26 protein-coding genes are annotated in these 26,786 nt (G+C 62.2%); 8 read left to right on the top strand and 18 right to left on the bottom strand.

Going from position 1 to position 26,786, the window contains the following annotated elements:
- Positions 1–12: 12 nt before the first annotated feature.
- Genes H7993_RS18035 through H7993_RS18025 form a run of 3 tightly spaced genes read right to left on the bottom strand, consistent with a single transcriptional unit; the run spans position 13 to position 1,690 of the window.
- On the bottom strand, positions 13–747 hold the full coding sequence (locus tag H7993_RS18035; protein WP_185795213.1) for a PilW family protein: 735 nt from the start codon (positions 745–747) through the stop codon (positions 13–15).
- Positions 744–1,220, bottom strand: coding sequence for a type IV pilus modification protein PilV (pilV, locus tag H7993_RS18030; protein WP_185795212.1), 477 nt, complete (start codon positions 1,218–1,220; stop codon positions 744–746). The genes H7993_RS18035 and pilV overlap by 4 nt, the downstream gene beginning before the upstream one ends.
- Positions 1,217–1,690 (bottom strand): GspH/FimT family pseudopilin, encoded by a 474-nt coding sequence (locus H7993_RS18025; RefSeq protein ID WP_185795211.1) that lies wholly within the window; start codon positions 1,688–1,690, stop codon positions 1,217–1,219. The genes pilV and H7993_RS18025 overlap by 4 nt, the downstream gene beginning before the upstream one ends.
- A 123-nt stretch (positions 1,691–1,813) precedes the next feature.
- On the opposite strand from H7993_RS18025, the gene H7993_RS18020 reads away from it, so the two are divergent.
- Positions 1,814–2,338 (top strand): GspH/FimT family protein, encoded by a 525-nt coding sequence (locus H7993_RS18020; protein ID WP_185795210.1) that lies wholly within the window; start codon positions 1,814–1,816, stop codon positions 2,336–2,338.
- Here the strand turns inward: H7993_RS18020 and ispH are convergent.
- From ispH to murJ, 6 genes are all read right to left on the bottom strand, one after another.
- Positions 2,335–3,282: a 4-hydroxy-3-methylbut-2-enyl diphosphate reductase gene (gene ispH, locus H7993_RS18015; RefSeq protein ID WP_185795209.1), complete on the bottom strand. Its 948-nt coding sequence runs from the start codon at positions 3,280–3,282 to the stop codon at positions 2,335–2,337. The genes H7993_RS18020 and ispH overlap by 4 nt on opposite strands.
- A 16-nt stretch (positions 3,283–3,298) precedes the next feature.
- The gene (fkpB, locus tag H7993_RS18010; RefSeq protein WP_122475325.1) at positions 3,299–3,736 is read right to left on the bottom strand and encodes an FKBP-type peptidyl-prolyl cis-trans isomerase; all 438 of its coding nucleotides are present in this window, start codon (positions 3,734–3,736) and stop codon (positions 3,299–3,301) included.
- On the bottom strand, positions 3,729–4,250 hold the full coding sequence (gene lspA, locus H7993_RS18005) for a signal peptidase II (RefSeq protein ID WP_122475327.1): 522 nt from the start codon (positions 4,248–4,250) through the stop codon (positions 3,729–3,731). The genes fkpB and lspA overlap by 8 nt, the downstream gene beginning before the upstream one ends.
- The gene (gene ileS / locus H7993_RS18000; protein WP_185795208.1) at positions 4,243–7,074 is read right to left on the bottom strand and encodes an isoleucine--tRNA ligase; all 2,832 of its coding nucleotides are present in this window, start codon (positions 7,072–7,074) and stop codon (positions 4,243–4,245) included. Before ileS ends, lspA begins: the two co-directional genes overlap by 8 nt.
- Before the next feature lie 15 nt (positions 7,075–7,089).
- Complete coding sequence (gene ribF, locus H7993_RS17995; RefSeq protein WP_122475330.1) at positions 7,090–8,025, bottom strand: bifunctional riboflavin kinase/FAD synthetase; 936 nt, start codon at positions 8,023–8,025, stop codon at positions 7,090–7,092.
- Positions 8,026–8,155: 130 nt separating this feature from the next.
- Positions 8,156–9,694: a murein biosynthesis integral membrane protein MurJ gene (gene murJ / locus H7993_RS17990; protein ID WP_185795207.1), complete on the bottom strand. Its 1,539-nt coding sequence runs from the start codon at positions 9,692–9,694 to the stop codon at positions 8,156–8,158.
- A 253-nt stretch (positions 9,695–9,947) separates the two neighbouring features.
- On the opposite strand from murJ, the gene rpsT reads away from it, so the two are divergent.
- A complete protein-coding gene (gene rpsT, locus H7993_RS17985) occupies positions 9,948–10,226 on the top strand; it encodes a 30S ribosomal protein S20 (RefSeq protein WP_043192805.1) in 279 nt (92 codons plus the stop codon).
- A 380-nt stretch (positions 10,227–10,606) separates the two neighbouring features.
- Here rpsT and H7993_RS17980 read toward each other — a convergent pair whose 3' ends face one another.
- From H7993_RS17980 to rplU, 5 genes are all read right to left on the bottom strand, one after another.
- Entirely contained in the window at positions 10,607–11,065 is a 459-nt protein-coding gene (locus tag H7993_RS17980) for a CreA family protein (protein WP_122475332.1), read from the bottom strand.
- Positions 11,066–11,084: 19 nt separating this feature from the next.
- Positions 11,085–12,203 carry a glutamate 5-kinase gene (gene proB / locus H7993_RS17975; RefSeq protein ID WP_122475717.1) on the bottom strand — a complete coding sequence of 373 codons (1,119 nt, stop codon included), beginning with the start codon at positions 12,201–12,203 and terminating at the stop codon, positions 11,085–11,087.
- A gap of 193 nt (positions 12,204–12,396) precedes the next feature.
- Complete coding sequence (gene cgtA / locus H7993_RS17970; RefSeq protein WP_043192803.1) at positions 12,397–13,617, bottom strand: Obg family GTPase CgtA; 1,221 nt, start codon at positions 13,615–13,617, stop codon at positions 12,397–12,399.
- Positions 13,618–13,802: 185 nt separating this feature from the next.
- The gene (gene rpmA, locus H7993_RS17965) at positions 13,803–14,060 is read right to left on the bottom strand and encodes a 50S ribosomal protein L27 (RefSeq protein WP_008371588.1); all 258 of its coding nucleotides are present in this window, start codon (positions 14,058–14,060) and stop codon (positions 13,803–13,805) included.
- Positions 14,061–14,094: 34 nt separating this feature from the next.
- The gene (gene rplU, locus H7993_RS17960; protein WP_003176051.1) at positions 14,095–14,409 is read right to left on the bottom strand and encodes a 50S ribosomal protein L21; all 315 of its coding nucleotides are present in this window, start codon (positions 14,407–14,409) and stop codon (positions 14,095–14,097) included.
- A 330-nt stretch (positions 14,410–14,739) separates the two neighbouring features.
- On the opposite strand from rplU, the gene H7993_RS17955 reads away from it, so the two are divergent.
- The 3 genes from H7993_RS17955 (at position 14,740) to H7993_RS17945 (ending at position 16,724) form a co-directional block, all read left to right on the top strand.
- Positions 14,740–15,708: a polyprenyl synthetase family protein gene (locus H7993_RS17955; RefSeq protein ID WP_185795206.1), complete on the top strand. Its 969-nt coding sequence runs from the start codon at positions 14,740–14,742 to the stop codon at positions 15,706–15,708.
- A gap of 289 nt (positions 15,709–15,997) precedes the next feature.
- Positions 15,998–16,339, top strand: coding sequence for a zinc ribbon domain-containing protein YjdM (locus tag H7993_RS17950; protein WP_185795205.1), 342 nt, complete (start codon positions 15,998–16,000; stop codon positions 16,337–16,339).
- A gap of 142 nt (positions 16,340–16,481) precedes the next feature.
- Positions 16,482–16,724, top strand: coding sequence for a PA4570 family protein (locus H7993_RS17945; RefSeq protein WP_122475338.1), 243 nt, complete (start codon positions 16,482–16,484; stop codon positions 16,722–16,724).
- A gap of 475 nt (positions 16,725–17,199) precedes the next feature.
- Here H7993_RS17945 and bamJ read toward each other — a convergent pair whose 3' ends face one another.
- From bamJ to H7993_RS17930, 3 genes are all read right to left on the bottom strand, one after another.
- The gene (gene bamJ, locus H7993_RS17940) at positions 17,200–17,817 is read right to left on the bottom strand and encodes a BamJ family beta-barrel-assembly machinery protein (RefSeq protein ID WP_122475340.1); all 618 of its coding nucleotides are present in this window, start codon (positions 17,815–17,817) and stop codon (positions 17,200–17,202) included.
- A gap of 141 nt (positions 17,818–17,958) precedes the next feature.
- A complete protein-coding gene (locus H7993_RS17935; RefSeq protein WP_043192796.1) occupies positions 17,959–18,447 on the bottom strand; it encodes a TIGR00645 family protein in 489 nt (162 codons plus the stop codon).
- A gap of 195 nt (positions 18,448–18,642) precedes the next feature.
- A complete protein-coding gene (locus tag H7993_RS17930; RefSeq protein WP_185795204.1) occupies positions 18,643–21,084 on the bottom strand; it encodes a Lon protease family protein in 2,442 nt (813 codons plus the stop codon).
- A 227-nt stretch (positions 21,085–21,311) separates the two neighbouring features.
- Here H7993_RS17930 and H7993_RS17925 point away from each other — a divergent pair, with 227 nt between their 5' ends.
- The 3 genes from H7993_RS17925 to H7993_RS17915 all read left to right on the top strand — a co-directional run bounded on the left by H7993_RS17925 (position 21,312) and on the right by H7993_RS17915 (position 24,458).
- Positions 21,312–21,800 (top strand): DUF3015 domain-containing protein, encoded by a 489-nt coding sequence (locus H7993_RS17925; protein WP_043192793.1) that lies wholly within the window; start codon positions 21,312–21,314, stop codon positions 21,798–21,800.
- 69 nt (positions 21,801–21,869) lie between these two features.
- Complete coding sequence (locus H7993_RS17920) at positions 21,870–23,723, top strand: Lnb N-terminal periplasmic domain-containing protein (protein ID WP_185795203.1); 1,854 nt, start codon at positions 21,870–21,872, stop codon at positions 23,721–23,723.
- Positions 23,724–23,960: 237 nt separating this feature from the next.
- Positions 23,961–24,458, top strand: coding sequence for a GreA/GreB family elongation factor (locus tag H7993_RS17915; protein ID WP_122475353.1), 498 nt, complete (start codon positions 23,961–23,963; stop codon positions 24,456–24,458).
- A gap of 84 nt (positions 24,459–24,542) precedes the next feature.
- Here the strand turns inward: H7993_RS17915 and ettA are convergent, their stop codons facing one another.
- Positions 24,543–26,207, bottom strand: coding sequence for an energy-dependent translational throttle protein EttA (gene ettA, locus H7993_RS17910; protein WP_122475355.1), 1,665 nt, complete (start codon positions 26,205–26,207; stop codon positions 24,543–24,545).
- Positions 26,208–26,786 lie beyond the last annotated feature (579 nt).

The following is a 26,786-nucleotide window of genomic DNA, read 5'->3' as shown; positions in this document are numbered from 1 at the left end:
ATTGAGGCCTCATCACAGCAGCCGATTGCGCAAGGCAATCACGGTGTTGAAAGTCCGGGTTTGCGCGCGGGTGTTGGGTGCAGCCGCCTGGTCGGCGAGCTGCAAACTGATGCGCACGCTGCGGATCAAGTCGAAGTTGGTAGGCGTGGCAACGTAGCTGCTGGCATTGATGTTAGCCGCGGATGAGGCCACGCCGAAAGTCACGTCAAAAGCCAGCACGTTGCTGATCAACGGGCTTTGGCTGTTGGCTAAACTACCCGCCAACACTTGATTATTGGCAAAGGTATAGACGACCCGACGTATCGGAATGACCTGCTGACCAGCCAGTGCGGCAGGCATGGCTGCCGGTAAGTAGGCTGTTGAAAAACTGCGGCAGTCAGTAAGAATGTTCCAGTCGGCATTGGCGCCGTTATTGCCCACGTCGGCAGTGATCAACGTGAGAATCACGCTGTTGTTAGTGCCGCGGGTAATAGTGATCGGCGAGGCGTACGCGGCGGTGAAGTCTTTGGTAAGCGTGCTGTCGAGCGGATTGGCTTGGCAGCCAAAAAACCCTGTCATGCGAATTTCCTGGGCCATCTTGCTCATCAGAAAGCGTCCATCTTCCTGAATGCCCGCCGCAGCGTTCTGGCTCTGGTAAGTATTCTTCGCCGTGAGAAATATTTGCGTGACGCCCAACACGATGACCAGGCCCAGGGTCATGGCGACCATCAGCTCGATCAGGCCAATGCCTCGGGATGAGCGTCTCATTTGATCCCCTTGTCGATGGCCACGCGACTGGTCAGCGTGAAACTCTGCAGGCCATCGCCGACGCTCTGCACATTGGAAACGTTGGCGGCGTTGGTCGCACGCGCGTCACTCCACTGCAGAGTGATAGTAACGACGCGGTTGTTCACGGCGATGCTGCTGCCCGCACTGACTCCGCCGATGGCCTTGGCATTGGCGGCGAAGTCGGCGAGATCCTGGGCTCGGACGTCGCTTGCGTTGCCCGCGGGTGCTGCATCGAGATTGGCCAGCACGTAGTTGGCGTCGGGATTGGCACGAATGCGGTCCATCATGTCATAGGCAATGAAACTGGCCTGGCTGGTGAGCGCCGAGCTGTCGGTGAACTTCAAAGCGTTGAGCTGCAACGCTGCTGCCCCGAGCAGGCCGATCCCCATGATCAGCAGCGAAACCAGGACCTCGATCAGGCTGACCCCTGTTTGCCCCCTGCGCATGCTCATGGACAGGTGCCCCCCAGTATCACGCGCCCGTTGAGGCACACACCGATGGCCTTGGTGTAGGTACCCTGCGTGTAGGAAAACGCGACTGCCGTGACGGGATTGGCCAGTGCGCCCAAATTGTTGTACTCGATGTTGGCAATGTTGTTGGGTTTCACCACAGCTGACGCAGACATGTCTGCAATCACGCGTAACACCGGGTTGGTCACGACGCCAGCATTGACGACTTGAATATCGAGGCGGCTGGTCCAGTCGTTCGCGACCGAGGGCGTGACACGTATGCTCGCTCCCCGGTTTATCGCTTCGAGGCGCGCATAGTTGAGGGCGCGGTACAAATCCGTCGACTCGGTGTCGGCCTTGGTGTTGTTGATCAGGCCGACGAACGACGGGATTCCTATGGTCACCAGTATGGCCAGCACTGCGATGGTCACCATCAGCTCGACCAGCGTAAACCCCTTGTAACCATGCCGCATTGGACGCCTCCCCCAAGAGCATTGACTATAAACCAGCGCTCGCGCGGTTCGGTGCGCGCACAGGATATACGGTTGTTCTAGAGGGATCAGCGCCTATTGCAGGGAAACCCAAGGAGGGTTGGCATGTACAGTAAAGGAGTTACGTTGGTGGAGCTGGTGGTGGTGCTGGCAGTGGTCGCGATACTGGCTGCGATTGCCATGCCAGCCCTGCATGAGTTTCTGCAGGAGCAGCGGCGAAAAGTGGTGGCGCAGGAACTTGCTTTTACATTGCGCATGGCCCGGTCGGAAGCGATCCTTCGGCAGACGCCTGTGGTGGTAAGGGGGTTCCACCGGGGCTGGGGTTGGGGCTGGGTCACACTGCTGGATATTCGAGGTCTGAGCACCGCCAGAGGTACGCACCTCAATACCCATATCCTCGATGGCAAGGTGCCTGTCATCGGCAATAAATGGGTACGCCACGAGGTGCGCTTCGATAGTTTCGGTGCACCTGCCGGCGTCAAAGGGGAGTCAAATGCCGGGTCTCTGTTTTTTTGCGATCCGAAGCGCGCACGGTTACGCTGGCGTGTCGTGATCGACTGGGTCGGCAGGGTCCGAATCACTGATCTTCCAGATCCGCAGTCTGCCGACTGGTGCGGCAAACCGCGCTAACCGATCGTCTTCACCCGCAATTCCTTGGGCATCGAGAACGTGATGTTCTCCGGCCGGCCGATCAACTCGTCGGCACCGGTCGCACCCCAGGCGTGCAGTTGCTCGATGACACCGCGCACCAGCACCTCGGGCGCCGAGGCACCAGCGGTAATGCCGATACGCTGCACGCCGTCGAACCAGCCTTGCTGCATGTCCTGCGCGCCGTCGATCAGGTACGCCGGGGTGGCCATGCGCTCGGCCAGCTCGCGCAGCCGGTTGGAGTTGGAGCTGTTCGGGCTGCCCACTACCAGTACCACGTCGCACTCGTCGGCCAGGATCTTGACGGCGTCCTGGCGGTTTTGCGTGGCGTAGCAGATGTCGTCCTTGCGCGGCCCGCCAATGGCGGGGAAGCGCGCGCGCAACGCGTCGATGACCCGGCTGGTGTCGTCCATCGACAAGGTCGTCTGGGTCACGAAGGCAAGGTTTTCAGGGTTGATCACGTTCAGGTTGGCAACGTCTTTCTCGTCTTCGACGAGGTAGATGGCGCCGCCGTTGCTGGCATCGTACTGCCCCATGGTGCCTTCGACTTCCGGATGCCCGGCGTGGCCGATGAGAATGCACTCGCGGCCGTCGCGGCTGTAGCGAGCCACTTCGATGTGCACCTTGGTGACCAGCGGGCAGGTTGCATCGAACACCTTCAGGCCGCGCCCGGCCGCTTCCTGGCGCACGGCCTGGGAAACGCCGTGGGCACTGAAGATGACGATGACGTCGTCAGGCACCTGGTCGAGTTCGTCGACGAAGATGGCGCCACGATTGCGCAGGTCTTCGACCACGAACTTGTTGTGCACCACTTCGTGGCGGACATAGATCGGTGCGCCGAAGACTTCCAGGGCGCGGTTGACGATCTCGATCGCTCGGTCCACACCCGCGCAGAAGCCACGGGGATTGGCGAGTTTGATTTGCATGCTTGCCTCGGTGCCCTTAAAGGGCGGTGACCGAAAGAATTTCCACCTCGAAGGTCAGGGTCTTGCCTGCCAACGGGTGGTTGAAGTCTACCGTCACTTCGTTGTCGTCGAATGCTTTCACCACGCCCGGAAGCTCGGTGTTGGCCGCGTCGTTGAAGATCACCAGCAACCCTTCGGACAGCTCCATGTTCGCGAACTGCGAGGCCGGCATGACTTGCACGTTCTGCGGATTGGGCTGGCCGAAAGCGTTTTCCGGCAGCACCTTCACGGTCCGTCGGTCGCCGGCCTTGAAGCCGAACAAGGCGGCTTCGAAACCCGGCAACAGGTTGCCATCGCCGACCTTGAAGGTCGCTGGCGACTTGTCGAACGTGCTGTCGACGGTGTCGCCGTTTTCCAGGTGCAGGGCGAAGTGCAAGGTCACTTCAGTGTTTTCCCTGATGCGCTGCTCAGTCATTCACCGCTTCTCCGGTTTTCTTGCTCTTGAACATATCCAACGCCAGCATGATCGCACCGACGGTGATGGCGCTGTCGGCCAGGTTGAACGCCGGGAACCGCCAGCGATCCTGCCAATGCACCAGAATGAAGTCGACCACATGGCCGAGCACGACACGGTCGAACAGGTTGCCGACCGCGCCGCCCAGCACCAGGGCCAGCGCTATCGCCAGCCAGGTGTCGCTGCGCCCCAGGCGCTTGAGCCAGACCACCAGCACCACGCTGACCACCACGGCGATCAGGGTGAACAGCCAGCGCTGCCAGCCGCCACTGTCGGCCAGGAAGCTGAAGGCGGCGCCGGTGTTGTAGGCCAGGGTCCAGCTGAGCAGGTCGGGAATGACCACGATCTGCTCGTACATCTGCAGGGTGCCGTCGAAATAGAACTTGGTGGCCTGGTCCAGCACCATCACCAACACGCTGAGCCACAGCCACTTCAAGTGGCCGTAGCGACCGAAGGACGCCGACGAATCAGGCATAGTGGCGCACCTCGCCGTCACCGCTGATGTTGTCGACGCAGCGCCCACAGATTTCCGGATGCTCGGGGTCCACGCCTACGTCGTCACGGAAGTGCCAGCAACGCGCGCACTTCACGCCACTAGACTTGACCACCTTGAGCTTCAGTCCGGCGACCTCGGTGACCACCGCATCGGCCGGAGCCTGGGCGAATGGTGCCAAGGTGGCACCCGAGGTGATCAGCACGAAGCGCAGCTCGTTGCCAAGCTTGGCCAGGTCGGTGTTCAAGGCGTCTTCGCTGTACAGGGTCACTTCGGCCTGCAGGTTGCCGCCGATGGCCTTGGCGGCGCGCAGGTTTTCCATTTCCTTGTTGACTGCGGTCTTCACCGCCATCACGCGTTCCCAGTAGGCGCGATCCAGCTCGAAGCCCTCGGGCAACTCGCTCAGGCCCTGGTACCAGGTGTTGAGCATCACCGACTCGTTGCGCTCGCCCGGCAGGTACTGCCACAGCTCGTCGGCGGTGAACGCCAGGATCGGCGCGATCCAACGCACCAGCGCCTCGCTGATGTGGTACAGCGCGGTCTGGCACGAACGCCGGGCAACGCTGTTGGCCCCGGTGGTGTACTGGCGATCCTTGATGATGTCCAGATAGAAGCCGCCCAGCTCCTGCACGCAGAAGTTGTGCACCTTGGAGTAGACGTTCCAGAAGCGATATTCGCCGTAGTGCTCTTCCAGCTCGCGTTGCAGCAGCAGCGCCCGGTCGACGGCCCAGCGGTCCAGGGCGATCATCTGATCGGCCGGCAGCAGGTCGGTGGCCGGGTTGAAGCCGCTGAGGTTGGAGAGCAGGAAGCGCGCCGTGTTGCGGATGCGACGGTAAGCGTCGGCACTGCGTTGCAGGATGGTGTCCGACACGGCCATTTCGCCCGAATAGTCGGTGGCCGAAACCCACAGCCGCATGATGTCGGCACCCAAGGTGTCGTTGACCTTCTGCGGGGCGATGACGTTGCCCAGCGACTTGGACATCTTGCGGCCGTTTTCGTCCACGGTGAAACCGTGGGTCAGCAGCTCGCGATACGGCGCATGGTTGTCGATGGCGCAGCCGGTCAGCAGCGAAGAGTGGAACCAGCCGCGGTGCTGGTCCGAACCTTCCAGGTACAGGTCGGCACGCGGGCCGCTTTCGTGGCCCATCGGGTGCGAGCCGCGCAGCACGTGCCAGTGGGTGGTGCCCGAGTCGAACCAGACGTCCAGCGTGTCGCTGATCTTGTCGTAGTTGGCGGCGTCATCGCCCAGCAGCTCGGCGACGTCCATCTTGAACCAGGCTTCGATGCCTTCGACTTCGACGCGCTTGGCCACCTCTTCCATCAGCTCGACGGTACGCGGGTGCAGTTCACCGGTGGCCTTGTCGAGGAAGAACGGAATCGGCACGCCCCAGTTGCGCTGGCGCGAGATGCACCAGTCGGGACGGTTGGCGATCATCGAGTGCAGGCGTGCCTGGCCCCAGGCCGGGACGAACTTGGTTTCCTCGATGGCTTTCACCGCGCGCTCGCGCAGGGTATCGCCTTCGACGGGAGGCTTGTCCATGCCGACGAACCACTGCGCGGTGGCGCGGTAGATCAGCGGGGTCTTGTGCCGCCAGCAATGCATGTAGCTGTGACTGACCACTTCGGTGTGCATCAACGCACCGACTTCGGTCAGCTTGTCGACGATGTTCGGGTTGGCCTTGAAGATGAACTGGCCGCCGAAGAACGGCAGCGATTCGACATACACGCCATTGCTCTGCACCGGGCCGATGATGTCGTCGTTGGTCAGGCCGTACTGCTTGCAGATGTTGAAGTCGTCCACGCCATAGGCAGGCGAGCAGTGAACCACACCGGTGCCCGCGCCCAGTTCGACGTAGTCGGCCAGGTACACCGGCGACAGGCGGTCATAGAACGGATGTCGGAAGTTGATCAGCTCGAGCTTGGCACCCACGGTAGTGGCGAGCACCGTACCTTGCAGGCTGTAGCGCGCCAGGCAGCTCTCGACCAGTTCTTCGGCGAGCACCAGCAGGCGATCACCGACGTCGACCAGGGCGTAGGTGAATTCTGGATGGACGTTGAGCGCCTGGTTGGCCGGGATGGTCCACGGGGTGGTGGTCCAGATCACGATGCTGGCCGGCTTCTCCAGGCCGGGCAGGCCGAAGGCGTCGGCCAGGGCCTGCTGGTCGGCGATCGGGAAAGCGACGTCGATGGTCGGCGACTTCTTGTCGGCGTACTCGACCTCGGCCTCGGCCAGGGCCGAGCCGCAATCGAAGCACCAGTTCACCGGCTTGAGGCCCTTGAACACGAAGCCGTTGCGGACCATTTCGGCCAGGGCACGGATCTCGCCGGCCTCGTTGGGGAAGCTCATGGTCTTGTACGGGTTGGCCCAGTCGCCCAGCACGCCCAAACGGATGAACTCGGCCTTCTGCCCTTCGATCTGCTCGGTGGCATAGGCGCGGCACAGTTCGCGGGTCTTGTCGCCGCCCAGGTTCTTGCCGTGGGTGACTTCGACCTTGTGCTCGATCGGCAGGCCATGACAGTCCCATCCCGGCACGTACGGCGCATCGAAGCCGGCCAGAGTCTTGGAACGGGTGATCATGTCCTTGAGGATCTTGTTGACCGCGTGACCGATGTGGATATTGCCGTTGGCATAGGGCGGGCCGTCGTGCAGGACGAACTTGGGACGGTCCTTGCCAATCTCGCGAAGCTTCTGGTACAGGCCAATGCTGTCCCAGCGCTGCAGAGTTTGCGGCTCGCGCTGGGGCAGGCCGGCCTTCATTGGGAAGGCGGTGTCCGGAAGGTTTAGCGTGGCTTTGTAGTCGGTCATTTCAGGCTCTTCAATTTAAGCGGTTGGCTTGGCCCAGTGGGCACGCGCGGCGGCGACATCCGCATCGATCGCCGACTTCAGCGCCTCAAGCGAGGCGAAACGCTGCTCATCACGCAGCTTGTGGTGGAACGCCACCGTTAAATGCCGGCCATAGAGGTCACCGGCAAAGTCCAGCAAATGCACTTCCAGGTGGGCACTGCCATCACCTGCAACGGTTGGCCGCACGCCTATGTTGGCGACTCCTGGCCAGGTCTTGCCGTCGATGTCGACACTTACCAGGTATACCCCGGTGAGCGGCGCACGACGGCGCTTGAGTTGCACATTGGCAGTGGGCCAGCCCAGTTGGCGGGCCAGCTTCTGCCCATGCAGGACCCTTCCTTCGATGCAGAAGGGCCGGCCGAGCAACTGCCCGGCACGTTCGAAGTCGGCCGCAGCCAGAGCCTTGCGGACCTGGGTGCTGCTGACGCGGACGCCGTCCATTTCGACGGTCTGCGCCGACTCGACGGTAAAGCCCTGGAGGCTGCCGGCCTGGGTCAGGAAATCGAAGTCCCCTGCCCGGTCGCAGCCGAAGCGGAAGTCGTCACCAACCTCCAGATGTTTCACGCCCAGGCCGTCGATCAGGATGGTGTCGACGAACTCCGATGCACTGAGCTGGCTCAGGCGCTTGTTGAAAGCCAGGCACAGCACCAGATCGACCTGTTCCGCAGCCAGCAGCTGCACTTTGTCGCGCAGCCGGGCCAGACGTGCCGGCGCGGTCTGCGGGCTGAAGTATTCGCGCGGCTGGGGCTCGAAGATGACCACACAACTGGGCACGCCCAACTCGCGGGCACGCTCGCGCAGCCGGGCCAAAATAGCCTGGTGGCCACGATGGACACCGTCGAAATTGCCAATGGTGGCGGCGCAGCCCCGATGCTGGGGCCGCAGATTGTGAAGGCCTCGAACCAGCTGCATAACGCGCTTCTTGCTCATAAAGTGGTCGATTATAACCATACCCACGCGTCGACGACAGGCAACAGCGTGCATGGATGTTCGCTGACGCATAAAACCGCTCGCGGCCAAGGGCAGCCAGTGCGCTCGAGGATCACGCCAGCCCGCGGCGAGCGAAGTCCTTGAGGCGGAAGCCCATGGCCAACAACATTCCGAAATACACTAGCACGCCTGTCAACACCAAAAGCCCCAGGCGCAGGAAGCGCTCGAGCATCTGCCCGTCGGCCCAGGCCGGCATGTACTGCAGCAGCACCAGCAAGGCAGCGGCCATGGCCAGCACGGCCACGCCCAATTTGCACAGAAAGGCGGTCCAGCCCGGCTGCGGCTGGAACAGGTCCTGCTGACGCAGCTTCCAGTACAGCAACCCGGCGTTCAGGCAGGCGCCCAGGCTGATGGCCAGCGCCAGGCCTGCGTGCTGCAGATGGCTGATGAACATCAGGTTGAAAACCTGTGTCGCCACCAGAGTGAAGATGGCGATCTTCACCGGCGTGCGAATGTTCTGCTGGGCGTAGAACCCGGGCGCCAGCACCTTGATCAGAATGATCCCCAGCAGGCCGATGGAATAGGCGATCAGCGCGCGCTGGGTCATGGCCGCATCCAGCGCGGTGAACTTGCCGTACTGGAACAACGCCACGGTCAAGGGCTCGGCGAGCAACGCCAGGGCCACCGCGCACGGCAGGACCAGCACGAAACACAGGCGCAGCCCCCAGTCGAGGATGCGCGAGTATTCATGGCGGTCCCTGTTGGCGTAGGTCTTGGCCAGGGTCGGCAGGAGGATCGTGCCCAAGGCTACGCCCAATACCCCCGACGGCAGCTCCATCAGGCGGTCGGCGTAGTACATCCAGGACACCGAGCCGGCCACCAGGAACGAGGCGAACACGGTATTGATGATCAGCGAAATCTGGCTCACCGATACGCCGAGGATTGCCGGCAGCATCTGCTTCATCACCCGCAGGGCACCGGTATCGCGCAGGCTCAGGCGTGGCAGCACCAGCAGGCCGAGCTTTTTCAGATGCGGCAGTTGATAGAGCAATTGCGCCAACCCACCCACCAGCACGGCCCAGCCGAGCGCCATGACCGGCGGATCGAAATAGGGCGTGAGGAACAGGGCAAACAGGATCATCGACACGTTCAGCAGCGTGGGCGTGAAAGCTGGAACCGAGAAGCGGTTGTAGGTGTTGAGGATGGCACCGACGAAGGACGACAGCGAAATCAGCAATATATAAGGAAAGGTCACCCGCAACAGATCGCTGGTGAGCGCGAATTTCTCCGGGGTATCGGCAAAACCCGGAGCGGTTGCCCAGATCACCCACGGCGCAGCGAGTATCCCGGCCACCGTCACCAGCGCCAGTGCGAGGGTCAGCAGGCCGGCGACGTAGGCAATGAAGGTACGCGTGGCCTCCTCGCCCTGCTGGCTCTTGTACTCGGCGAGAATGGGCACGAACGCCTGGGAGAAGGCGCCTTCGGCGAAGATCCGGCGCAGCAGGTTGGGCAGCTTGAAAGCGATGAAGAAGGCATCGGTGGCCATGCCGGCGCCGAAAATGCGCGCAATGATGGTGTCGCGGACGAAGCCCAACACCCGCGAAACCATGGTGATGGAGCTGACCGCGGCCAGGGATTTAAGTAGGTTCATCGAAAGTTTTTCATGCCCGTTGACGAAGAGCAGGCCCATATCCGGCCCAGGTGTGCGATACTCCGCGCCGCATCAGCAGGCAGAGCCAGAACTTCGCGAGTGTACAGGTCGCGGGCCAGAAGTGAATCACTTCGACACCCGACCAACCACTTAGCGGATCGTCTCACGTACCCTTGACAACCAACTCGTTGATGGGCATGATTCGCGGCCTTATTTGTTTGCTATTTCAAAAAGTCTTTCGAGGAGCTCGACGGTGGCCAACTCACCTTCCGCCAAAAAACGTGCAAAACAGGCTGAGAAGCGTCGCAGCCACAACGCCAGCCTGCGTTCCATGGTTCGCACCTACATCAAGAATGTAGTCAAAGCCATCGACGCAAAAGACGCAGAAAAAGCACAAGCTGCTTACGTTCTGGCCGTGCCAGTTATCGACCGTATGGCCGATAAAGGCATCATCCACAAGAACAAGGCTGCTCGCCACAAGGGCCGTCTGAACGGCCACATCAAAGCACTGAACCAGGCTGCTGCTGCCTGATCAGCTGTACGATGTAGAAAAAGCCGACCCCAGGGTCGGCTTTTTTGTGCCTGTGTGAATGTGCCGGTATCGAGGCGCCGTTTTCGCGGCCGATGACCGCTCCTACGGTGGGCTATGCATTTCTTCCGTAGGAGCGGTCATCGGCCGCAAAGGGTGCAACGCGGCTTACCTGACACACCGCAGTGCCTTTTTCGCGGCCGATGACCGCTCCTACGGTGGGCCATGCATGTCTTCCGTAGGAGCGGTCCGTGGCCGCGAAGGGTGCGACGCGGCTTACCTGACACACCGCGGCGCCGTTTTCGCGGCCGATGACCGCTCCTACGGTGGGCTATGCATTTCTTCCGTAGGAGCGGTCATCGGCCGCGAAGGGTGCAACGCGGTTATTCGGTCCAGGGGCGGATGGGGATGGCGGTCACGGCGTTTTGCGGGCTGCCTTCGATCATGCGGTCGCTGTAGACCAGATACACCAGGGCGTTGCGCTTTTTGTCGTGGAAACGGACCACCTGCATGGTCTTGAACACCAGCGAGGTGCGCTCCTTGAATACTTCCTCGCCCTCCTTCAAGTTGCCCGGCAGCTGGATCGGCCCGACCTGGCGGCAAGCGATGGATGCTTCCGCACGGTCTTCGGCCAGGCCCAGGCCACCCTTCACTCCGCCCGTCTTGGCGCGCGACAGATAACAGGTCACGCCAGGCACCTTGGGATCATCGAACGCCTCGACGACGATGCGATCGTTGGGGCCGACAACCTTGAACACCGTGGACACCTGGCCGATTTCCTCGGCACTCGCCAGCATCGGCAGGCACAACATGGCAGCCGCGAGGGCTTTGAGCACTTTCATCGAAACGTTCCTGTAGGGATCAAACGAGGATCAGGTTGTCGCGGTGCACCAGCTCGGGCTCGGCCATATAGCCCAGCAAGCGCTCGATAACGTCCGACGACTGACCAATGATTTTCTGGGCTTCCAGCGCACTGTAGTTGGCCAGGCCGCGTGCGATCTCGCGACCATCGGGCGCCACGCACACCACCATTTCACCCCGCCGAAAACTGCCCTGAACCACTTTCACGCCCACCGGCAGCAGGCTCTTGTGGCCACCGGTCAGGGCTTGCACGGCCCCTTCGTCGAGTACCAGGGTGCCGCGGGTCTGCAAGTGTCCGGCCAGCCATTGCTTGCGCGCGGCGAGCATTTCACGCTCGGGCGACAGCAGCGTACCCAGGCGCTCGCCGGCCTTGAGCCGATCGAGCACGCGCTCGATACGGCCACCGACGATCACCGTATGCGCCCCGGAGCGAGCCGCCAGGCGTGCGGCGCGCAGCTTGGTCTGCATGCCGCCACGCCCCAGCGCGCCGCCGGTACCGCCGGCAACCGCATCCAGCGATGGGTCGTCGGCACGCGCTTCGAAGATCAATTGTGCATCGGGGTTGGTGCGCGGATCGGCATCGAACATGCCGTCGCGATCGGTGAGGATCACCAGCAGGTCCGCCTCCACCAGGTTGGCCACCAAGGCCGCCAGGGTGTCGTTGTCGCCGAAGCGGATTTCGTCGGTGACCACGGTATCGTTTTCATTGATGACCGGCACCACGCCCAGCTCGACCAGGGTCCGCAGGGTACTGCGCGCATTGAGGTAGCGCTTGCGATCGGAGAGATCGTCGTGGGTCAGCAGGATCTGCGCGGTGTGCCGGCCATGCTCGGCAAAGCTAGACTCCCAGGCCTGTACCAGCCCCATCTGGCCGATGGCGGCGGCAGCCTGCAGCTCGTGCATGCCACTGGGGCGCTTGACCCATCCAAGACGACTCATGCCGGCCGCTACAGCCCCCGAAGAGACCAGCACCAGCTCGACCCCGGCATTGTGCAAAGCAACCATCTGCTCGACCCAGACACTCATCGCCGCGCGATCCAGACCCTTGCCGTCCGCGGTCAGCAGCGCACTGCCGATCTTCACGACCCAACGCTGCGCACCCGTCACCTTGCTCCGCATCATCTGCCAACCTTTGCCCGGTAGAAAAACAAAAACGCCGCTCATGGTGAGCGGCGCTTAGTTTAACACTGGAGATCACTGTGGGAGCGGTCATCGGCTGCGAAGAAGACACCGTGGAGTGCCAAGCACACCGCGGTGCGCCCTTCGCGGCCGCGGGCCGCTCCTACAGGAGGCGGACCTGCGCCCATACGCACTAGTCGCGGACGTAGATGATTTCCGGGCCGTCTTCGGCGTCTTCTTCTTCCCAATCGTCGTCATCGCCGATGTCGTGGACGCTCTTCACGCCGCTACGGCGCAGTGCGCGCTGATCATCCAGGGCCTGCAGCTGCGCGCGAGCCTCGTCTTCGATGCGCTGGTCGAGCTCGGCCAGCTCATCGGCATAGGCCGGGTCACGGGCCAGGCGATCGGCACGGTCTTCAAGGTAGCGCATGATGTCGCGACTCAGGCGCTCGGTACCTTCCTTGGCGATGGCCGAGATCACGTAGACCGGACCTTCCCACTCCAGGCGGTCGACGATTTCCTTGACCCGCTCTTCGTGCTCTTCTTCCAGAATCTGGTCGCACTTGTTGAGCACCAGCCAGCGCTCGCGCTCGGCCAGCGACGGACTGAACTTGACCAGTTCGTTGACGATCACTTCGGCGGCATCGGCAGCACTGGTTTCATCCAGCGGCGCCATGTCGACCAGGTGCAGCAGCACGCGCGTACGCGCCAGGTGCTTGAGGAAACGAATGCCCAGGCCGGCGCCATGGGAAGCGCCTTCGATCAGACCGGGAATGTCGGCTACCACGAAGCTCTTCCAGCGATCGACACTGACCACACCCAGGTTCGGCACCAATGTGGTGAACGGGTAGTCCGCCACCTTGGGCTTGGCCGCGGAGACCGAGCGGATGAAGGTGCTCTTGCCAGCATTGGGCAGGCCCAGCAAGCCAACATCGGCCAGCACTTTCATTTCCAGCTTGAGGTCACGCTGCTCACCCGGCTTGCCCGGACTGGTCTGGCGCGGCGCGCGGTTGGTACTGGACTTGAAGCGGGTGTTGCCCAGACCGTGCCAGCCGCCGTGTGCGACGAGCAGGCGCTGACCGGCCTTGACCAGGTCACCGATCACTTCCTGCGTGGAAGCATCGATCACCGTGGTACCTACCGGTACGCGCAGCTCCATGTCTTCACCTTTCTTGCCGGTGCAGTCGGTGCTGCCGCCGTTGGCGCCGCGCTCGGCATCGAAGTGCCGGGTATAGCGGTAGTCCACCAGGGTGTTGAGGTTTTCGTCGGCGATCATGTAGATCGAGCCGCCATCGCCACCGTCGCCGCCGTTGGGGCCGCCATTCTCAATGAATTTTTCGCGGCGAAAGCTCATGCAGCCGTTGCCACCGTCACCCGCTTTCACGCGGATGGATACTTCATCTACAAACTTCATGAAAAATACGCCTCTCGCCGCAGGGACGAGCTAATGAAACTGAAACGTAAGGCTCTTGCGAAAATGAGCGCGGCAAACCCGTCAATGACTCTCGTACCGACAGCCCATGCAAACCTTTGCAAGAGACTCACTCCAAAAACGAAAAAGCCCCGTCGCAAGACAGGGCTTCTCCAGCGACGTCGCGATTAAGCTGCGACAACGCTCACGTAACGACGACCGAAGGCGCCCTTTACTTCGAACTTGATCACGCCTGCGACTTTCGCGAACAGGGTGTGATCCTTGCCCATGCCAACGCCGTAGCCAGCGTGGAACTGGGTGCCGCGCTGACGCACGATGATGTTGCCTGGGATGATAGCCTGGCCGCCATACATCTTCACGCCAAGGCGTTTGGCTTCTGAGTCGCGACCGTTACGGGTACTACCACCAGCTTTTTTGTGTGCCATGAGTCAATTCTCCTAGTGAGGAATTAGGCTGAAATTAAGCCTGAATACCGGTGATTTTGATCTCGGTGTACCACTGGCGGTGGCCCATGCGCTTCATGTGGTGCTTACGACGACGGAACTTGATGATGCGGACCTTATCGTGACGACCTTGGGAAATCACTTCAGCCACAACGGTAGCGCCGGCAACCACTGGAGCGCCGATGTTCACGTCGTCGCCATTGGCGACCAACAGAACGCGATCAAAGGTAACGGATTCGCCGGTGGCGATTTCCAGTTTCTCGATCTTCAGGTATTCACCTGGGGCGACCTTGTATTGCTTGCCACCGGTAACGATTACTGCGTACGACATGGTATTTCTCCGATAATCCTGCTCACCCAGCTCTTTATAAGTAGAGTGTCGGCTGGCATGGCTGCATGGGTTGGAACGCCCCAAATGCAATTGCGTAAGGCAGGTGCTGCCCAGGAAGTTCAGGGTGCGCGATTGTACGCAAGCGGCGAACCTCTGACAAGAGGCCGCCAGTCGCCTCATCGGCTTGGCGGACCTGGCAGAACGCCTTTCACGGGCCATACCGGGCCGTGCCGGCCCTGCACACGGGCGCGCAGGGCCATGGACGCGCCTTGACACACCCCGACCCGCGTCCTAGCATGCCGCGCAACCCTTCTGGAGCGACTCTCGCTGATGCAACCCCAAGCTTTCTACCGCGCGGTGGCGGACGATTTCAGCGCCGTCGACGGGATCATCAAGCAGCAGCTGACCTCGCGCGTGCCGTTGGTATCGACGATCAGCGACTACATCACCTCCTCTGGGGGCAAGCGCCTGCGGCCGCTGCTGGTGCTCCTCGCCGGCAAAGCATTGGGCCATCAAAGCGACGACCTGCGTCTGCTGGCAGCCACCATCGAGCTGTTGCACACCTCGACCCTGCTGCATGACGACGTGGTCGACATGTCCGGCATGCGCCGTGGTCGGTCCACCGCCAATGCCAAGTGGGGCAACGCGCCAAGCGTGCTGGTGGGCGACTTCCTCTATTCACGCTCGTTCGAAATGATGGTCGAGCTGGGCTCGATGTCGGTGATGAAGATTCTGTCGCACGCCACGCGCATCATTGCCGAGGGCGAAGTGCTGCAGCTGTCCAAGGTGCGGGACGCCAGCACCACCGAAGAAATCTACATGGAAGTGATCCGCGGCAAGACAGCGATGCTCTTCGAGGCGTCGGCACACAGCGCCGCGGCGCTCACCGGTGCCAGCCCCGAACAGTGTGAAGCGCTGCGCACGTTCGGTGATCATTTGGGCGTCGCTTTCCAGCTGGTCGACGATCTGCTCGATTATCGAGGCGACGCCGAAACCCTCGGCAAGAACGTGGGCGACGATCTGGCCGAGGGCAAGCCGACCTTGCCACTGATCTATACCATGCGTGAAGGCACCGCCGAGCAGGCAGCGCTGGTCCGCCAGGCGATCCAGAAGGGCGGGATCGAGGATCTGGAACGCATCCGCACTGCGGTCGAGGATTGTGGCGCGCTGGATTACACCGCGCAGCTGGCACGCGATTATGTGGCCAAGGCCATTGCTCAGCTGGAGGCGCTGCCTGCCAGCCAATACCGGGATGCCCTGGTCGAGCTGAGTGAATTTGCGGTGGCGCGTACGCACTGATTCGGTGGTGGGCCATTCGCGGGCAGAGCCCGCTCCCACAAGTGTCCGATTCTACGGTGGGTTAGCGGTAGGCTCTCGCGGGCAGCGCCCGCTCCCACACGTGTCTGATTCTACGGTGAGTGAGCGGTGAGCTCTCGCGGGCAGCGCCCACTTCCACAGCAGCCCTGCTCCCAGGCAAGAACCATACTCCCCATAAAGGCGCGCCTTGCATGGCAGCTGGCGCTGATGGGCTCTTGCGGCAAAAACCCTATATACTGCGCGCCTTTATTCCCTACCCCCGAGGAATCTCGTGAGCACGCTGCCGCCCTGCCCCAAATGCAACAGCGAATACACCTACGAAGACGGCACTCAGCTGATCTGCCCCGAATGCAGCCATGAGTGGTCGGCCACGAGCTACGAGAGTGCCGACGGCGATGCTTTGACGATCAAGGACTCGGTGGGCAATGCCCTGGCCGACGGCGACACCGTTACCGTGATCAAGGACCTCAAGGTCAAAGGCTCTTCGCTGGTGGTCAAGGTCGGCACCAAGGTCAAGAACATCCGCCTGTGCGATGGCGACCATGACATCGACTGCAAGATCGACGGCATTGGCGCGATGAAGCTCAAGTCCGAGTTCGTGCGCAAGGTCTGAGGCGTCGCCCGACCAGCGGTCCGGGCCGTCGCGAGGCGCCCGGCCTGACTTCCAAGGGTGCAATGCCTGCGGAAGGCAAATAGTCGCTTGCTATTATATTAATAAGAATTATTCTCATTGAATGCCCTCAAGGAGAATTGCCATGACCTATCTGATCGACGCCTGGCTCGACCGCCCACACCCCTACCTGCGCATCCTGCATCGCGAGACGGGTGAAGTCTGTGCGGTGCTTGGCGAGGATGCTCTGGATGAGCTACGCGACCAGGGCGACCTCGACCTGCATGGCCTGAGTTCGAGCGAACCTGGAGTGCTCAAGGAAGTGGTGCGCAACCTGTTTTTGTTCTGCTACGCACGGGCACTGCGGCCAATGGGGGAGTTGCACTGATACACCGCGCTGAAGCCGGACGCGGCTTGCGCCGCTGCTACAGGATTACGGCGTCTGTGGCAGCCGCGCAAAGCCGCGTCGACGGTAGATGCGATGCACCTGTAGCAGCGGCGCAAGCCGCGTTGGCGGTAGATGCGGTGCACCTGTAGCAGCGGCGCAAGCCGCGTCGGCGGTAGATGCGGTGCACCTGTAGCAGCGGCGCAAGCCGCGTCGGCGGTAGATGCGGTGCACCTGTAGCAGCGGCGCAAGCCGCGTCGGCGGTAGATGCGATGCACCTGTAGCAGGCGCGCAAGCCACGTCGGCGGTAGATGCGGGCACCTGTAGCAGCGGCGCAAGCCGCGTCAGCAGTGCACGCCGGGCACCTGTAGCAGCGGCGCGAGCCGCGTCGGCGGTGGGTGCGGTGTTTCTGGACGCACGCGGTGAGGCCGGACGCGGCTTGCGCCGCTGCTACAGGAACCGCGTTTCCACTGGCGGGTTACAGGACTTCGAGCAGCTCGACGTCGAACACCAGCACGCTGTGCGGCGGGATGCTGCCGACGCCCTGGGCGCCGTAGGCCAGTTCGCTCGGTACATGGACACGCCACTTGCTGCCGGCAGGCATCAGTTGCAGGGCTTCGGTCCAGCCAGCGATCACACCGTTGACCGGAAATTCGGCCGGCTCGCCACGGTTGTAGGAGCTGTCGAACACGGTGCCATCGGTCAGGGTGCCGTGGTAGTGAACGCGCACGGTGCTGTCACCGGCCGGCTTGCTGCCTTCGCCTGTGCTCAACACTTCGTACTGCAAGCCGCTGGCGGTGGTGGTGATTTCGGCACGCTTGGCATTTTCGGCCAGGTACGCCTTGCCTTCGCCAGCCGCAGCTTCGGCCTTCGCCTGCTGCTCGGCCTGCATGATGTCGCGGATCACCTTGAAGCTGGCGTTCAGCTCTTCTTCGCTCACACGGCTTTCATGGCCACGGAACGCATCGGTCAGGCCGACCAGGATGGCTTCCAGGCTGACACCAGGTGGTGGGTTGTCGCGCAGTTGGCCGCCCAGTTGACGGCCAATGCCATAGCTGACGCGGGTTTCGTCGGTCGACAATTGTACTTCGGACATAACACTGCTCCGCTGCGGGGCCGCGCCGCAATCTTCATGCGGGGATGAAGGGCGCGCCCGGATAAAAGGGCCAGCAGACTAGCACACTGCAGGCCCGCACTTCAGCAGGCCGGGCCGTATGCGCCCGTGCTACAGGTGCAATCAGTGCTTGGTCAGCTTGTCCAGGTAGCCCATGGCAAACGCCGAAATGACGAAGGTCATATGGATGATCACGTACCACATCAGGTACTGCGGCTCGATGTTCTTGGCATCCATGAACACGCGCAGCAAATGGATGGACGAAATGGCCACGATCGAAGCGGCGACTTTCATCTTCAGCGAAGACGAGTCCATCTTGCCCAGCCAGCTGAGCTTCTCGACGCCTTCTTCGATGTCCAGCTGAGACACGAAGTTTTCATAGCCGGAAATCATCACCATCACCAGAAGGCCGCCAACCAGCGCCATGTCGATGAGCGAAAGCAGCACCAGAATCACTTCCGATTCGGCCATGGCGAAGATGTTGGGCAGGACGTGAAAGATTTCCTGGAAGAATTTCAGCGCCAGCGCCAGCAGACCCAAGGACAGTCCAACGTAGATCGGCGCCAGCAACCAGCGCGAGGCGTACATGGTTTTTTCGATGAAGCGTTCCATTGAGGCTCACAGGGTGGTGGAAATTGGCGACGATTATAGCCACGGCCATGGCAAAGCACGACGTGCGACGGTGTGTCGCAGCCGCCTGCCGCCTGCAGATGTCAGTTTTCCACAAATTGACGGCGCACCCTGGCCGGGTGACGCCTGCACGATGGCGCAGAGGGGCCGACCCGTGCTGGGTGGCCCCTCGGAGACCTACACCGTTGGCCGGACCTCGACCAATTCTTCCAGCGCGTGTTCTTTCTCGGCTTCCTTGAGGTCTTCCTCGCTGATCATTTCCGCGATGACCCGCAGCCGCTCAACCACGCGGGCATTGATGCTGCCCTCGGGAAACGCGCCGTTCTCGTCGGGTTCACCGGCTGGCTCACCGGCCAGCAGGCTCAATGCCTCGTCCGCCTGGCGCACCGCATAGACATGGAACTTGCCGTCGCGGACCGCCTGCAGGACCTTTTCGTCGAGCATCAAGGTGGCGACGTTGGCCTGCGGAATGATCGCGCCCTGTTCGCCAGTCAGGCCGCGGGCCTCGCACAGGCGGAAGAAACCCTCGATCTTCTCGTTGACCCCGCCCACCGCCTGGACTTCGCCGAACTGGTTGATGGAACCGGTGATCGCGAAGCACTGTTTGAGCGGCATTTTCGATAGCGCCGAGATCAAGGTGCAGGCCTCGCCCAGCGACGCGCTGTCGCCATCCACGTATCCGTAGGATTGCTCCAGGGCGATGCTGGCGGAAATGGCCAGGGGAAATTCCTGTGCATAGCGACTGCCCAGGTAGCCGGTGAGAATCATCACCCCCTTGGAGTGGATCGGCTGACCCAGGTTGACCTCGCGCTCGATGTCGACGATGCCGCTGCCGCCCGGATACACCGTGGCCGAGATGCGCGCCGGCACACCGAACGCCGAGTCGCCCACTTCCAGCACCGTCAGGCCGTTGCACTTGCCGACCGCGGCGCCGCTGGTGTCGATCAGGATGATGCCCGCCAGCATGTCGTCGAGGATGCGCGCCGAAACCCGGCCGGTGCGCGTGGCCTTGGCCTTGAGCGCACGCTCGATGTGGCCGGCGTCGGTACGTTCTTCGTTGGCCAGGTGGCGGATGAAGTCCGCCTCGCTGACCAGCTGGAACAAGTCGCCGATACGGGCCGACAGCCGCCCCTGGTTTTCCGCCAGACGCGCACTGTAGGTGGCCAGGCGCGCGACGGCGTCACCGGTCAACGGCGCCATGCCCTCCTCCGAGGTGCGCGTCTTCAGCAGTTGGGCGAACTGCTCCAGGCTCTCGTCGACCATTGGGATGTCTTCGTCGAAGTCCACCAGGACGCGGAACATCTCCTGGAAGTCGGGATCGTGATCCTGCAACGCGTAGTACAGCTGGCGAGCGCCGATGATGATGACCTTGACCTGCAGCGGAATCATCTGTGGCGTGAGCGTGACAGTGGCCAACCGACCGAACTCGCCCAGTGGCGATTCCATCTTCAGCTTGCGCGATTGCAAGGCGCGCTTGAGCGCGTCCCAGACGAAGGGCTCGCCCAGCATCTTCTCGGCTTCCAGAATCAGGAAGCCACCGTTGGCCCGGTGCAGGGCGCCGGGGCGCAACTGCTTGTAGGTGGTGTAGAGCGCGCCCTGATCGGTGCTGTATTCGATCCGGCCGAACAGGTTGTCGTAGGTCGGGTGTGGTTCGAACACCACCGGCGCGCCACCGCTCTGGTGATGGCCGACCACCAGGCTGGGGCTGTACTGCTCTTCCAGCAGCTTGCGGGCCTGGGCATCGGCCTTGCTGTCATCGACCAGCTGCTCGACCACGGTCTTGAGCAGATTGACCTGAATGGCCTGCAGGTAACCGCACACCGCGGCGTTCTCGGCGTATTTTTCCGACAGCGGCGCGAGCAATGGCTGCAGGGCCAGGGTGATGGTTTCTTCGTTGAGGTGACGCAACTGGTTGCTCGACTCGCGTTTCCACTGCGGCAGGCTGGCCAGCTCCTCGTTGAGGCGCTCTTCCAGATTGGAGATATCGGTATGGAAGCGCTCGCGGTCGACTTCGGGCAACTGGGCGAACTCGGCTTCGTCCAGGGCCTTGCCGTCGAGCATCGGGGTGAAGGCGATGTTGCTGCTGTCGCGGTACAACGCGATGTCTTTTTCCAGCGAGAGTTTTTCGATCACATCCAGTGCGCGGTCGTAGCGCTGGTTGAAGGCGCGGTCGATGGCGCTCTTGCGCTGCTGGTAGGACGGATGCTCGAACACCGCTGGAAACGTCGCCAGCAGATTGTCGATGAGCCCCCCGATGTCGCCGATGAAGGCACCTGCACTGCCGGGCGGCAGCTCGAGGGCGCGGGGTTCGCGCGGCTCATCGAAGTTGTTCACATAGACCCAGTCGGCCGGGGTCTGCAGGCGCTTGCCCTCGGCTTTCAGGTAGCGTTTGACGAACGAGAAGCGGCCGGTGCCAGGCTCGCCCATGACGAACACGTTGTAGCCGGGGCGTGGCATGGCGACGCCGAACTGCAAGGCCTCGACGGCGCGCTCCTGGCCCAGGACGCCGCGGAAGGGTTCCAGGTCGTTGGTGGTGGTGAAGTTGAACTGTTCAGCGGAAAACGGGCGGGTCAGTGCCTCGGGTGCAAGACGCAGGCTGGCAGCTACGGAATCGGGCATCGGGCATCCTTACTTCGGCGGGGCAGATGCGGTCATTCTGGGCGCTTCTGTGGCGGCGGTGCAAGCTGCAGCGGGGCTGGACGCTCACGGCTGCAAGTTACTCATTTCGTGCGGAACTGCAACGCTTGCCTAAACTCCAAGTTACGCGGCTGGCCAAATAACCGGCCCGTCCTGGATCCCCAGGCACTTAGACCCTCGGTAAGCACATCAAAAAAGAGAACAACGCTATGAAACGGATTCTGCTGGGTACTCTGTTCGCCGCCGTCTCGATCAATGCCATGGCACAAGCGCCAGGCGGTCCGGATTGCGGTTGGGGCAACATGTTGTTCGAAGGCCAGCGCGGCACTCCGGCGCACTTCCTGGCTTCCACCACCAACGGCACTTCGGGCAACGCCACCTTCGGCATGACCTCGGGCACCAACGGCTGCTCCACCAACGCTGCACTGACCTATGGCGGTAAATCCTGGATTGCCATGAATGGCATGATGGACGAGCTGTCCGAAGACATGGCCAAGGGCCAAGGCGAAGCACTGACCACCTATGCCGTGGTTCTGGGCGTCGCTCCCGAAGACCGTGCCTACTTCCAGTCGGTTACCCACGAGCACTTCCAGCAGATCTTCAGCAGCGCCGACAGCACCGCTGAAGACGTACACAGCAACACCATCGCGGTCCTGAAAAACGATCCACGTCTGGCCAAATACGCCACCCAGGCTTAAGCTCGACCCGCCCGCTCCTTTCGGAGCGGGCATCCCCCCTTTCCGATTTCGCCGAACTAGTTGCCGACAATGCTCAAACGCCTTGCCTTCCTGGCGCTCTGTGTGTGCGCCCCGCTGCATGCCGCTCCGCACCTCGACGCTCAGCGTCTGCAACAGTTGGCCAACGATCCGTACTGGATTTCCGTCGGCCACTACGAGCGTGGCAAGCTCGGCGGCTGGCGCAGCTATGTCGATGACCGCAAATTCTTCCTGGCCGATGATGGCGCGCACCATCCGGATGCCGAGCTGCAGGCCACGCTGAAGGCTATCTATGCACCCGCAGGTACCGGCGACCGGCATGCGCAGTGCGTGTTTCCAGCGCGTACCCGCTGGTTGCGCGAGCAGCTCGGGCTGAACGACCTGCCGACCGTGGAGTGCGCCGAGTTCCGCAAGTGGTTCTCGGACGTGGCGCCCCACAGCGCCGTGCTGATATTCCCGGCGGCGTACCTCAACAGCCCCTCGTCGATGTTCGGGCATACCTTGCTGCGCATCGATCAGGCCGATGTGCAAAGCAACAACACTGCGCTGCTCAGCTATGCGATCAACTTCGGCGCCTATGTCGAAGGCGGTGACAACAGCATTCTCTACGCCTGGAAGGGCCTGGCAGGCGGCTATCCTGGCTTGTTCGCCCTGGTGCCCTACCAGGAAAAGCTTTCCGAATACCGCAGCCTGGAAAACCGCGACCTGTGGGAGTACCGGCTCAACCTCACGCCGGAAGAAACCGGGCGCATGGTCGAGCATGTGTGGGAACTCAAGCAGGTGCAGTTCGACTATTTCTTCTTCGATGAAAACTGCTCGTATCGTCTGCTCGAACTGCTTCAGGTGGCCAGGCCAGGCCTGGACCTGACCTCACAATTCCCCCTGACCGCCATTCCCACCGACACGGTGAAGGCGGTGAAGGCTGCCGGGCTGGTCGAGAAGATCGACTATCGCGCATCTCGCGAGCGCGAGTTGCTCGAACGCGCCAAGCCGCTGGACAGCAGCGAGCAGCAGTGGGTACAGCGGATCGCTGCCGACACGGCGCAGATCGACAGTGAAGGTTTTCAGGCGCTGGGCAAGGAACGGCAGGCGCTGATCCAGGATGCCGCGTTTCGCCTCGAGCGCTATCGGGCCACCGGCCAAGAGCGCGATCCGGCAAGGACCCAGCGCAGTTTCCAGTTGCTGCGCGCGATCAATCGCAATCCCCCGCCACCGCTGGATATCGACCGGCCGGGCTTGCCCGAGGATGGCCATCAGTCACGCACCTGGAGCGCGGGGGTGGGTACCCGCGGTGATACCGCGTTTGCCGAGTACGGGCTGCGCATGGCCTATCACGACCTCAATGACAACGCCGAGGGCTTTCCGCTGGGCGCGCAGATCGAGATCCTGGGCTTGAAAGTGCGTCAGTACGAAGGCAATGACTGGCAATTGCAGCAGTTGGACCTGGCAACGATCCGCTCGCTGACGCCGCGCAACGAGCTGTTGCAGCCCCTGTCCTGGCAGGTGACCGGCGGCCTGGAACGGGTGCTGGGCAAGCATGGCGACGAGAATCTGGTGTCCCACGTCAACGGCGGTGCCGGCGGTACATGGCAGCTGAGCGAGCACCTGCTGGGCTTTGCCCTTGGCACGGCGCGGGTGGAACACAACAATGACTTTGCCCAGTTCGTCACACCGGCGGCGGGTTTCAACAGCGGTGTGCTGTGGAAGAACGCCTTGGGTAATTTCAGCCTGGAGGGCAAGGGTGACTACTTCACCAATGGCGAAGTGCGCCGCAGCCTGAGTCTGAATCAGCAGTGGGAAGTTTCCCGCAACTTGGGGTTGCGCCTGAGCGCCCAGCGCGAGTTCAGCCATTTGAGCTCGCCGCGCAACGAAGTCATGCTCGAGGTGAAGTGGTACCACTACTGATCGGTTATGAACGCAGCTGCAATCTTCAGCGATCTCGCGGCCCCGCTCGATTCAGCTGAACCGGTTGAATACGGCTTATGCAACTCTGATGCGGTTTTGCGGCCCAATCTTCTACAAGCATCCGTTCTTGTAGGAGTAGGGCTTGACCGCGATCCTCGTACAGCCTCTCGGTTGGCACATCTCGGCTCCCCTACAGCAAGCTGGGCGAGTTGTACCGCCCCTCAAGGGAGGAAGACCATGAGCCGCGCATTCGTGAATGAAGACCAGGCCGCCGAACAGGCGAGCCAACCCGTGGAGCGACTGATCAGTACGCAGCCCAACTACGTGACCGCCAGTGGCCTGGCTCAGTTGCAAGCGCGGGTCGCTGAAGTGCAGATACTGCAGGCCGAGCAGATGGCAATGGGTGAGCGCGCCGACCGTCAGCGTGTCGCCGACCTGAGCCGGGACATGCGCTACTACCAGCACCGCCTGCAACATGCCCAAGTGGTGGCACCGGTCACGTCCACCGCCAAGGTGCAGATCGGCAGCTGGGTGACTTTTGCCGATGACCAGGGCGCCGAGCAGCGCGTGTGTCTGGTCGGCGAAGACCAGGCAGACGCCGGTGTTGGCTTGATCAACTGGGCGTCGCCGCTGGGTCGCGCACTGCTGGGCGCAGAAGTCGGTGAAGAACGCGTATGGCGTCGGCCTGCGGGTGACCTGACCGTGGAAGTCACGGGCATCCAGACAGGCCCCTGAGTGATACGCCGGCTCTGTTGGCCAGCCGATATCCATTCACCAAGCAAAAAAATGGGGCCCTGCAAAGAGGGCCCCATTTTTCATTCACGCCAGTTTCTTGTGGCGGACCCGGTGCGGCTGGGCAGCCGCTTCACCCAGGCGTTTCTTGCGATCGGCTTCGTACTCGGTGTAGTTGCCTTCGAAGAACACGGCCTGGGAGTCGTCCTCGTAGGCCAAGATGTGCGTGGCCACGCGGTCGAGGAACCAGCGATCGTGAGAGATCACGATGGCCGCGCCGGGGAAGTCGAGCAGGGCTTCTTCGAGCGAACGCAGGGTTTCCACGTCGAGGTCGTTGGACGGTTCGTCGAGCAGCAGGACGTTACCGCCCTCCTTCAGCGTCAGCGCCAGGTGCAGGCGACCGCGTTCACCACCAGAGAGGTCCTTGACGAACTTCTGCTGGTCGCCGCCCTTGAAGTTGAAGCGGCCCACGTAGGTGCGTGACGGAATTTCGTAGTTGCCGATGCGGATATTGTCCGAACCGTCGGAGACCTGCTGGAACACGGTCTTGCTGCCGTCCAGGTCGTCGCGGCTTTGATCCACGCACGCCAGCTGGACGGTTTCGCCCACTTCGATGCTGCCCGAATCCGGCTGTTCCTTGCCCATGAGCATGCGGAACAGGGTGGATTTACCGGCACCGTTGCCGCCAATCACGCCGACGATGGCGCCTTTGGGCATGGCGAACGACAGGTTGTCGATCAGCACGCGGTCGCCGTAGCCCTTGGTGACGTTCTTGAATTCGATGACCTTGTCACCCAGGCGCGGACCGGCCGGAATGTAGATTTCGTTGGTTTCCGAACGCTTCTGGAATTCCTGCGACTGCATTTCCTCGAAGCGCTGCAGGCGGGCCTTGGATTTCGACTGGCGGGCCTTGGCGCCTTTGCGCACCCACTCCAGTTCTTCTTTCATGGCCTTTTCGTGGGCCGACTGCTGCTTGGATTCGGCCGCCAGGCGATCGGACTTGGCTTCGAGCCAACCAGAGTAGTTGCCCTCGTACGGAATGCCGGCGCCGCGGTCGAGCTCCAGGATCCAGCCGGCGACGTTGTCGAGGAAGTAACGGTCGTGGGTGATCGCGACCACGGTGCCGGGGAAGTCGTGCAGGAAGTGCTCCAGCCAGGCGACGGAGTCGGCATCCAGGTGGTTGGTCGGTTCGTCGAGCAGCAGCATGTCGGGGGCCGAAAGCAGCAGGCGGCACAGGGCCACGCGGCGTTTCTCACCACCGGACAGGTGCTCGATCTTGGCATCCCAGGCCGGCAGGCGCAGAGCGTCGGCAGCGACCTCCAGTTGCCGTTCCAGGTTGTGGCCGTCGCTGGCCTGGAGGATGGACTCGAGCTTGGCCTGTTCGGCGGCCAGCTTGTCGAAGTCGGCGTCCGGTTCGGCATAGGCGGCATAGACCTCGTCCAGGCGGGCCTGGGCGTCCTTGATCACGCTGACCGCTTCCTCGACCACTTCGCGCACGGTCTTGGTCGGGTCGAGCTGTGGTTCCTGAGGCAGGTAGCCAACGTTGAGCTCGGGCATCGGGCGGGCTTCGCCGTCGAATTCCTTGTCGACACCAGCCATGATCTTCAGCAAGGTGGATTTGCCCGAGCCGTTCAGGCCGAGCACGCCGATCTTGGCGCCGGGGAAAAAGGACAGCGAAATGTTCTTGAGGATTTCCCGCTTCGGCGGAACGACTTTGCTCAGCCGATGCATGGTGTAGACGTATTGAGCCATGGAATGAACCTGGATAAAGAAGGTGCGAGATAGAGGATGGAAGCTTGGGCCCCCGCAAGGTGTTCAAAGCTACCGGAATGCGGGAGTCAGGGCAAACCAGGGCGCGTCCGGTGACGCGGTGTGCCAGGCGGATCGCGGTGGGCCCGACGCGGCTTGCACCGCTGCTACGGGATTGCGGCGCCTGTAGCAGCGGCGCGAGCCGCGTCGGCGGTAAACGCGGTGCGCCAGGCGGATCGCGGTGTGAACGAACGTCCGGAAGCGACACGAGCGCTGTAGCAGCAGCGCGAGCCGCGTCGGCGGTAAACGCGGTGCGCCAGGCGGATCGCGGTGTGAACGAACGTCCGGAAGCGACACGAGCGCTGTAGCAGCGGCGCGAGCCGCGTCGGCGGTGGGTGCGGCGTGTCAGGCGCAGCACGGTGGTTTTACGCTGCGCTAGCCGGCCTTGGGCGCTAGCGCTTATAGTGCGAGGTGTAACACGCATGATTCACGTGCCCTCTGGTGGGGCCCGCGCCTATGCCTGCCCCCGACTGTCATATCGCAGGATTTCAGTTTGACCAATTTCAATCAGCCGTCCTCCTT

The organism is Pseudomonas baltica (assembly GCF_014235765.1).
Classification (GTDB): Bacteria; Pseudomonadota; Gammaproteobacteria; order Pseudomonadales; family Pseudomonadaceae; genus Aquipseudomonas; species Aquipseudomonas baltica.
The sequence above is the reverse complement of the archived record's forward strand: the minus strand, read 5'-3'. Positions and strand labels throughout refer to the sequence as shown.

What these genes read in the sequence shown, in the direction of transcription:
- H7993_RS18035 (WP_185795213.1), bottom strand. Translation starts at nt 747, where the DNA reads ATGAGACGCTCATCCCGAGGCATTGGCCTGATCGAGCTGATGGTCGCC.
- pilV (WP_185795212.1), bottom strand. Translation starts at nt 1,220, where the DNA reads ATGAGCATGCGCAGGGGGCAAACAGGGGTCAGCCTGATCGAGGTCCTG.
- H7993_RS18025 (WP_185795211.1), bottom strand. Translation starts at nt 1,690, where the DNA reads ATGCGGCATGGTTACAAGGGGTTTACGCTGGTCGAGCTGATGGTGACC.
- H7993_RS18020 (WP_185795210.1), top strand. Translation starts at nt 1,814, where the DNA reads ATGTACAGTAAAGGAGTTACGTTGGTGGAGCTGGTGGTGGTGCTGGCA.
- ispH (WP_185795209.1), bottom strand. Translation starts at nt 3,282, where the DNA reads ATGCAAATCAAACTCGCCAATCCCCGTGGCTTCTGCGCGGGTGTGGAC.
- fkpB (WP_122475325.1), bottom strand. Translation starts at nt 3,736, where the DNA reads ATGACTGAGCAGCGCATCAGGGAAAACACTGAAGTGACCTTGCACTTC.
- lspA (WP_122475327.1), bottom strand. Translation starts at nt 4,250, where the DNA reads ATGCCTGATTCGTCGGCGTCCTTCGGTCGCTACGGCCACTTGAAGTGG.
- ileS (WP_185795208.1), bottom strand. Translation starts at nt 7,074, where the DNA reads ATGACCGACTACAAAGCCACGCTAAACCTTCCGGACACCGCCTTCCCA.
- ribF (WP_122475330.1), bottom strand. Translation starts at nt 8,025, where the DNA reads ATGCAGCTGGTTCGAGGCCTTCACAATCTGCGGCCCCAGCATCGGGGC.
- murJ (WP_185795207.1), bottom strand. Translation starts at nt 9,694, where the DNA reads ATGAACCTACTTAAATCCCTGGCCGCGGTCAGCTCCATCACCATGGTT.
- H7993_RS17980 (WP_122475332.1), bottom strand. Translation starts at nt 11,065, where the DNA reads ATGAAAGTGCTCAAAGCCCTCGCGGCTGCCATGTTGTGCCTGCCGATG.
- proB (WP_122475717.1), bottom strand. Translation starts at nt 12,203, where the DNA reads ATGCGGAGCAAGGTGACGGGTGCGCAGCGTTGGGTCGTGAAGATCGGC.
- cgtA (WP_043192803.1), bottom strand. Translation starts at nt 13,617, where the DNA reads ATGAAGTTTGTAGATGAAGTATCCATCCGCGTGAAAGCGGGTGACGGT.
- rpmA (WP_008371588.1), bottom strand. Translation starts at nt 14,060, where the DNA reads ATGGCACACAAAAAAGCTGGTGGTAGTACCCGTAACGGTCGCGACTCA.
- rplU (WP_003176051.1), bottom strand. Translation starts at nt 14,409, where the DNA reads ATGTCGTACGCAGTAATCGTTACCGGTGGCAAGCAATACAAGGTCGCC.
- H7993_RS17955 (WP_185795206.1), top strand. Translation starts at nt 14,740, where the DNA reads ATGCAACCCCAAGCTTTCTACCGCGCGGTGGCGGACGATTTCAGCGCC.
- H7993_RS17945 (WP_122475338.1), top strand. Translation starts at nt 16,482, where the DNA reads ATGACCTATCTGATCGACGCCTGGCTCGACCGCCCACACCCCTACCTG.
- bamJ (WP_122475340.1), bottom strand. Translation starts at nt 17,817, where the DNA reads ATGTCCGAAGTACAATTGTCGACCGACGAAACCCGCGTCAGCTATGGC.
- H7993_RS17935 (WP_043192796.1), bottom strand. Translation starts at nt 18,447, where the DNA reads ATGGAACGCTTCATCGAAAAAACCATGTACGCCTCGCGCTGGTTGCTG.
- H7993_RS17930 (WP_185795204.1), bottom strand. Translation starts at nt 21,084, where the DNA reads ATGCCCGATTCCGTAGCTGCCAGCCTGCGTCTTGCACCCGAGGCACTG.
- H7993_RS17925 (WP_043192793.1), top strand. Translation starts at nt 21,312, where the DNA reads ATGAAACGGATTCTGCTGGGTACTCTGTTCGCCGCCGTCTCGATCAAT.
- H7993_RS17920 (WP_185795203.1), top strand. Translation starts at nt 21,870, where the DNA reads ATGCTCAAACGCCTTGCCTTCCTGGCGCTCTGTGTGTGCGCCCCGCTG.
- H7993_RS17915 (WP_122475353.1), top strand. Translation starts at nt 23,961, where the DNA reads ATGAGCCGCGCATTCGTGAATGAAGACCAGGCCGCCGAACAGGCGAGC.
- ettA (WP_122475355.1), bottom strand. Translation starts at nt 26,207, where the DNA reads ATGGCTCAATACGTCTACACCATGCATCGGCTGAGCAAAGTCGTTCCG.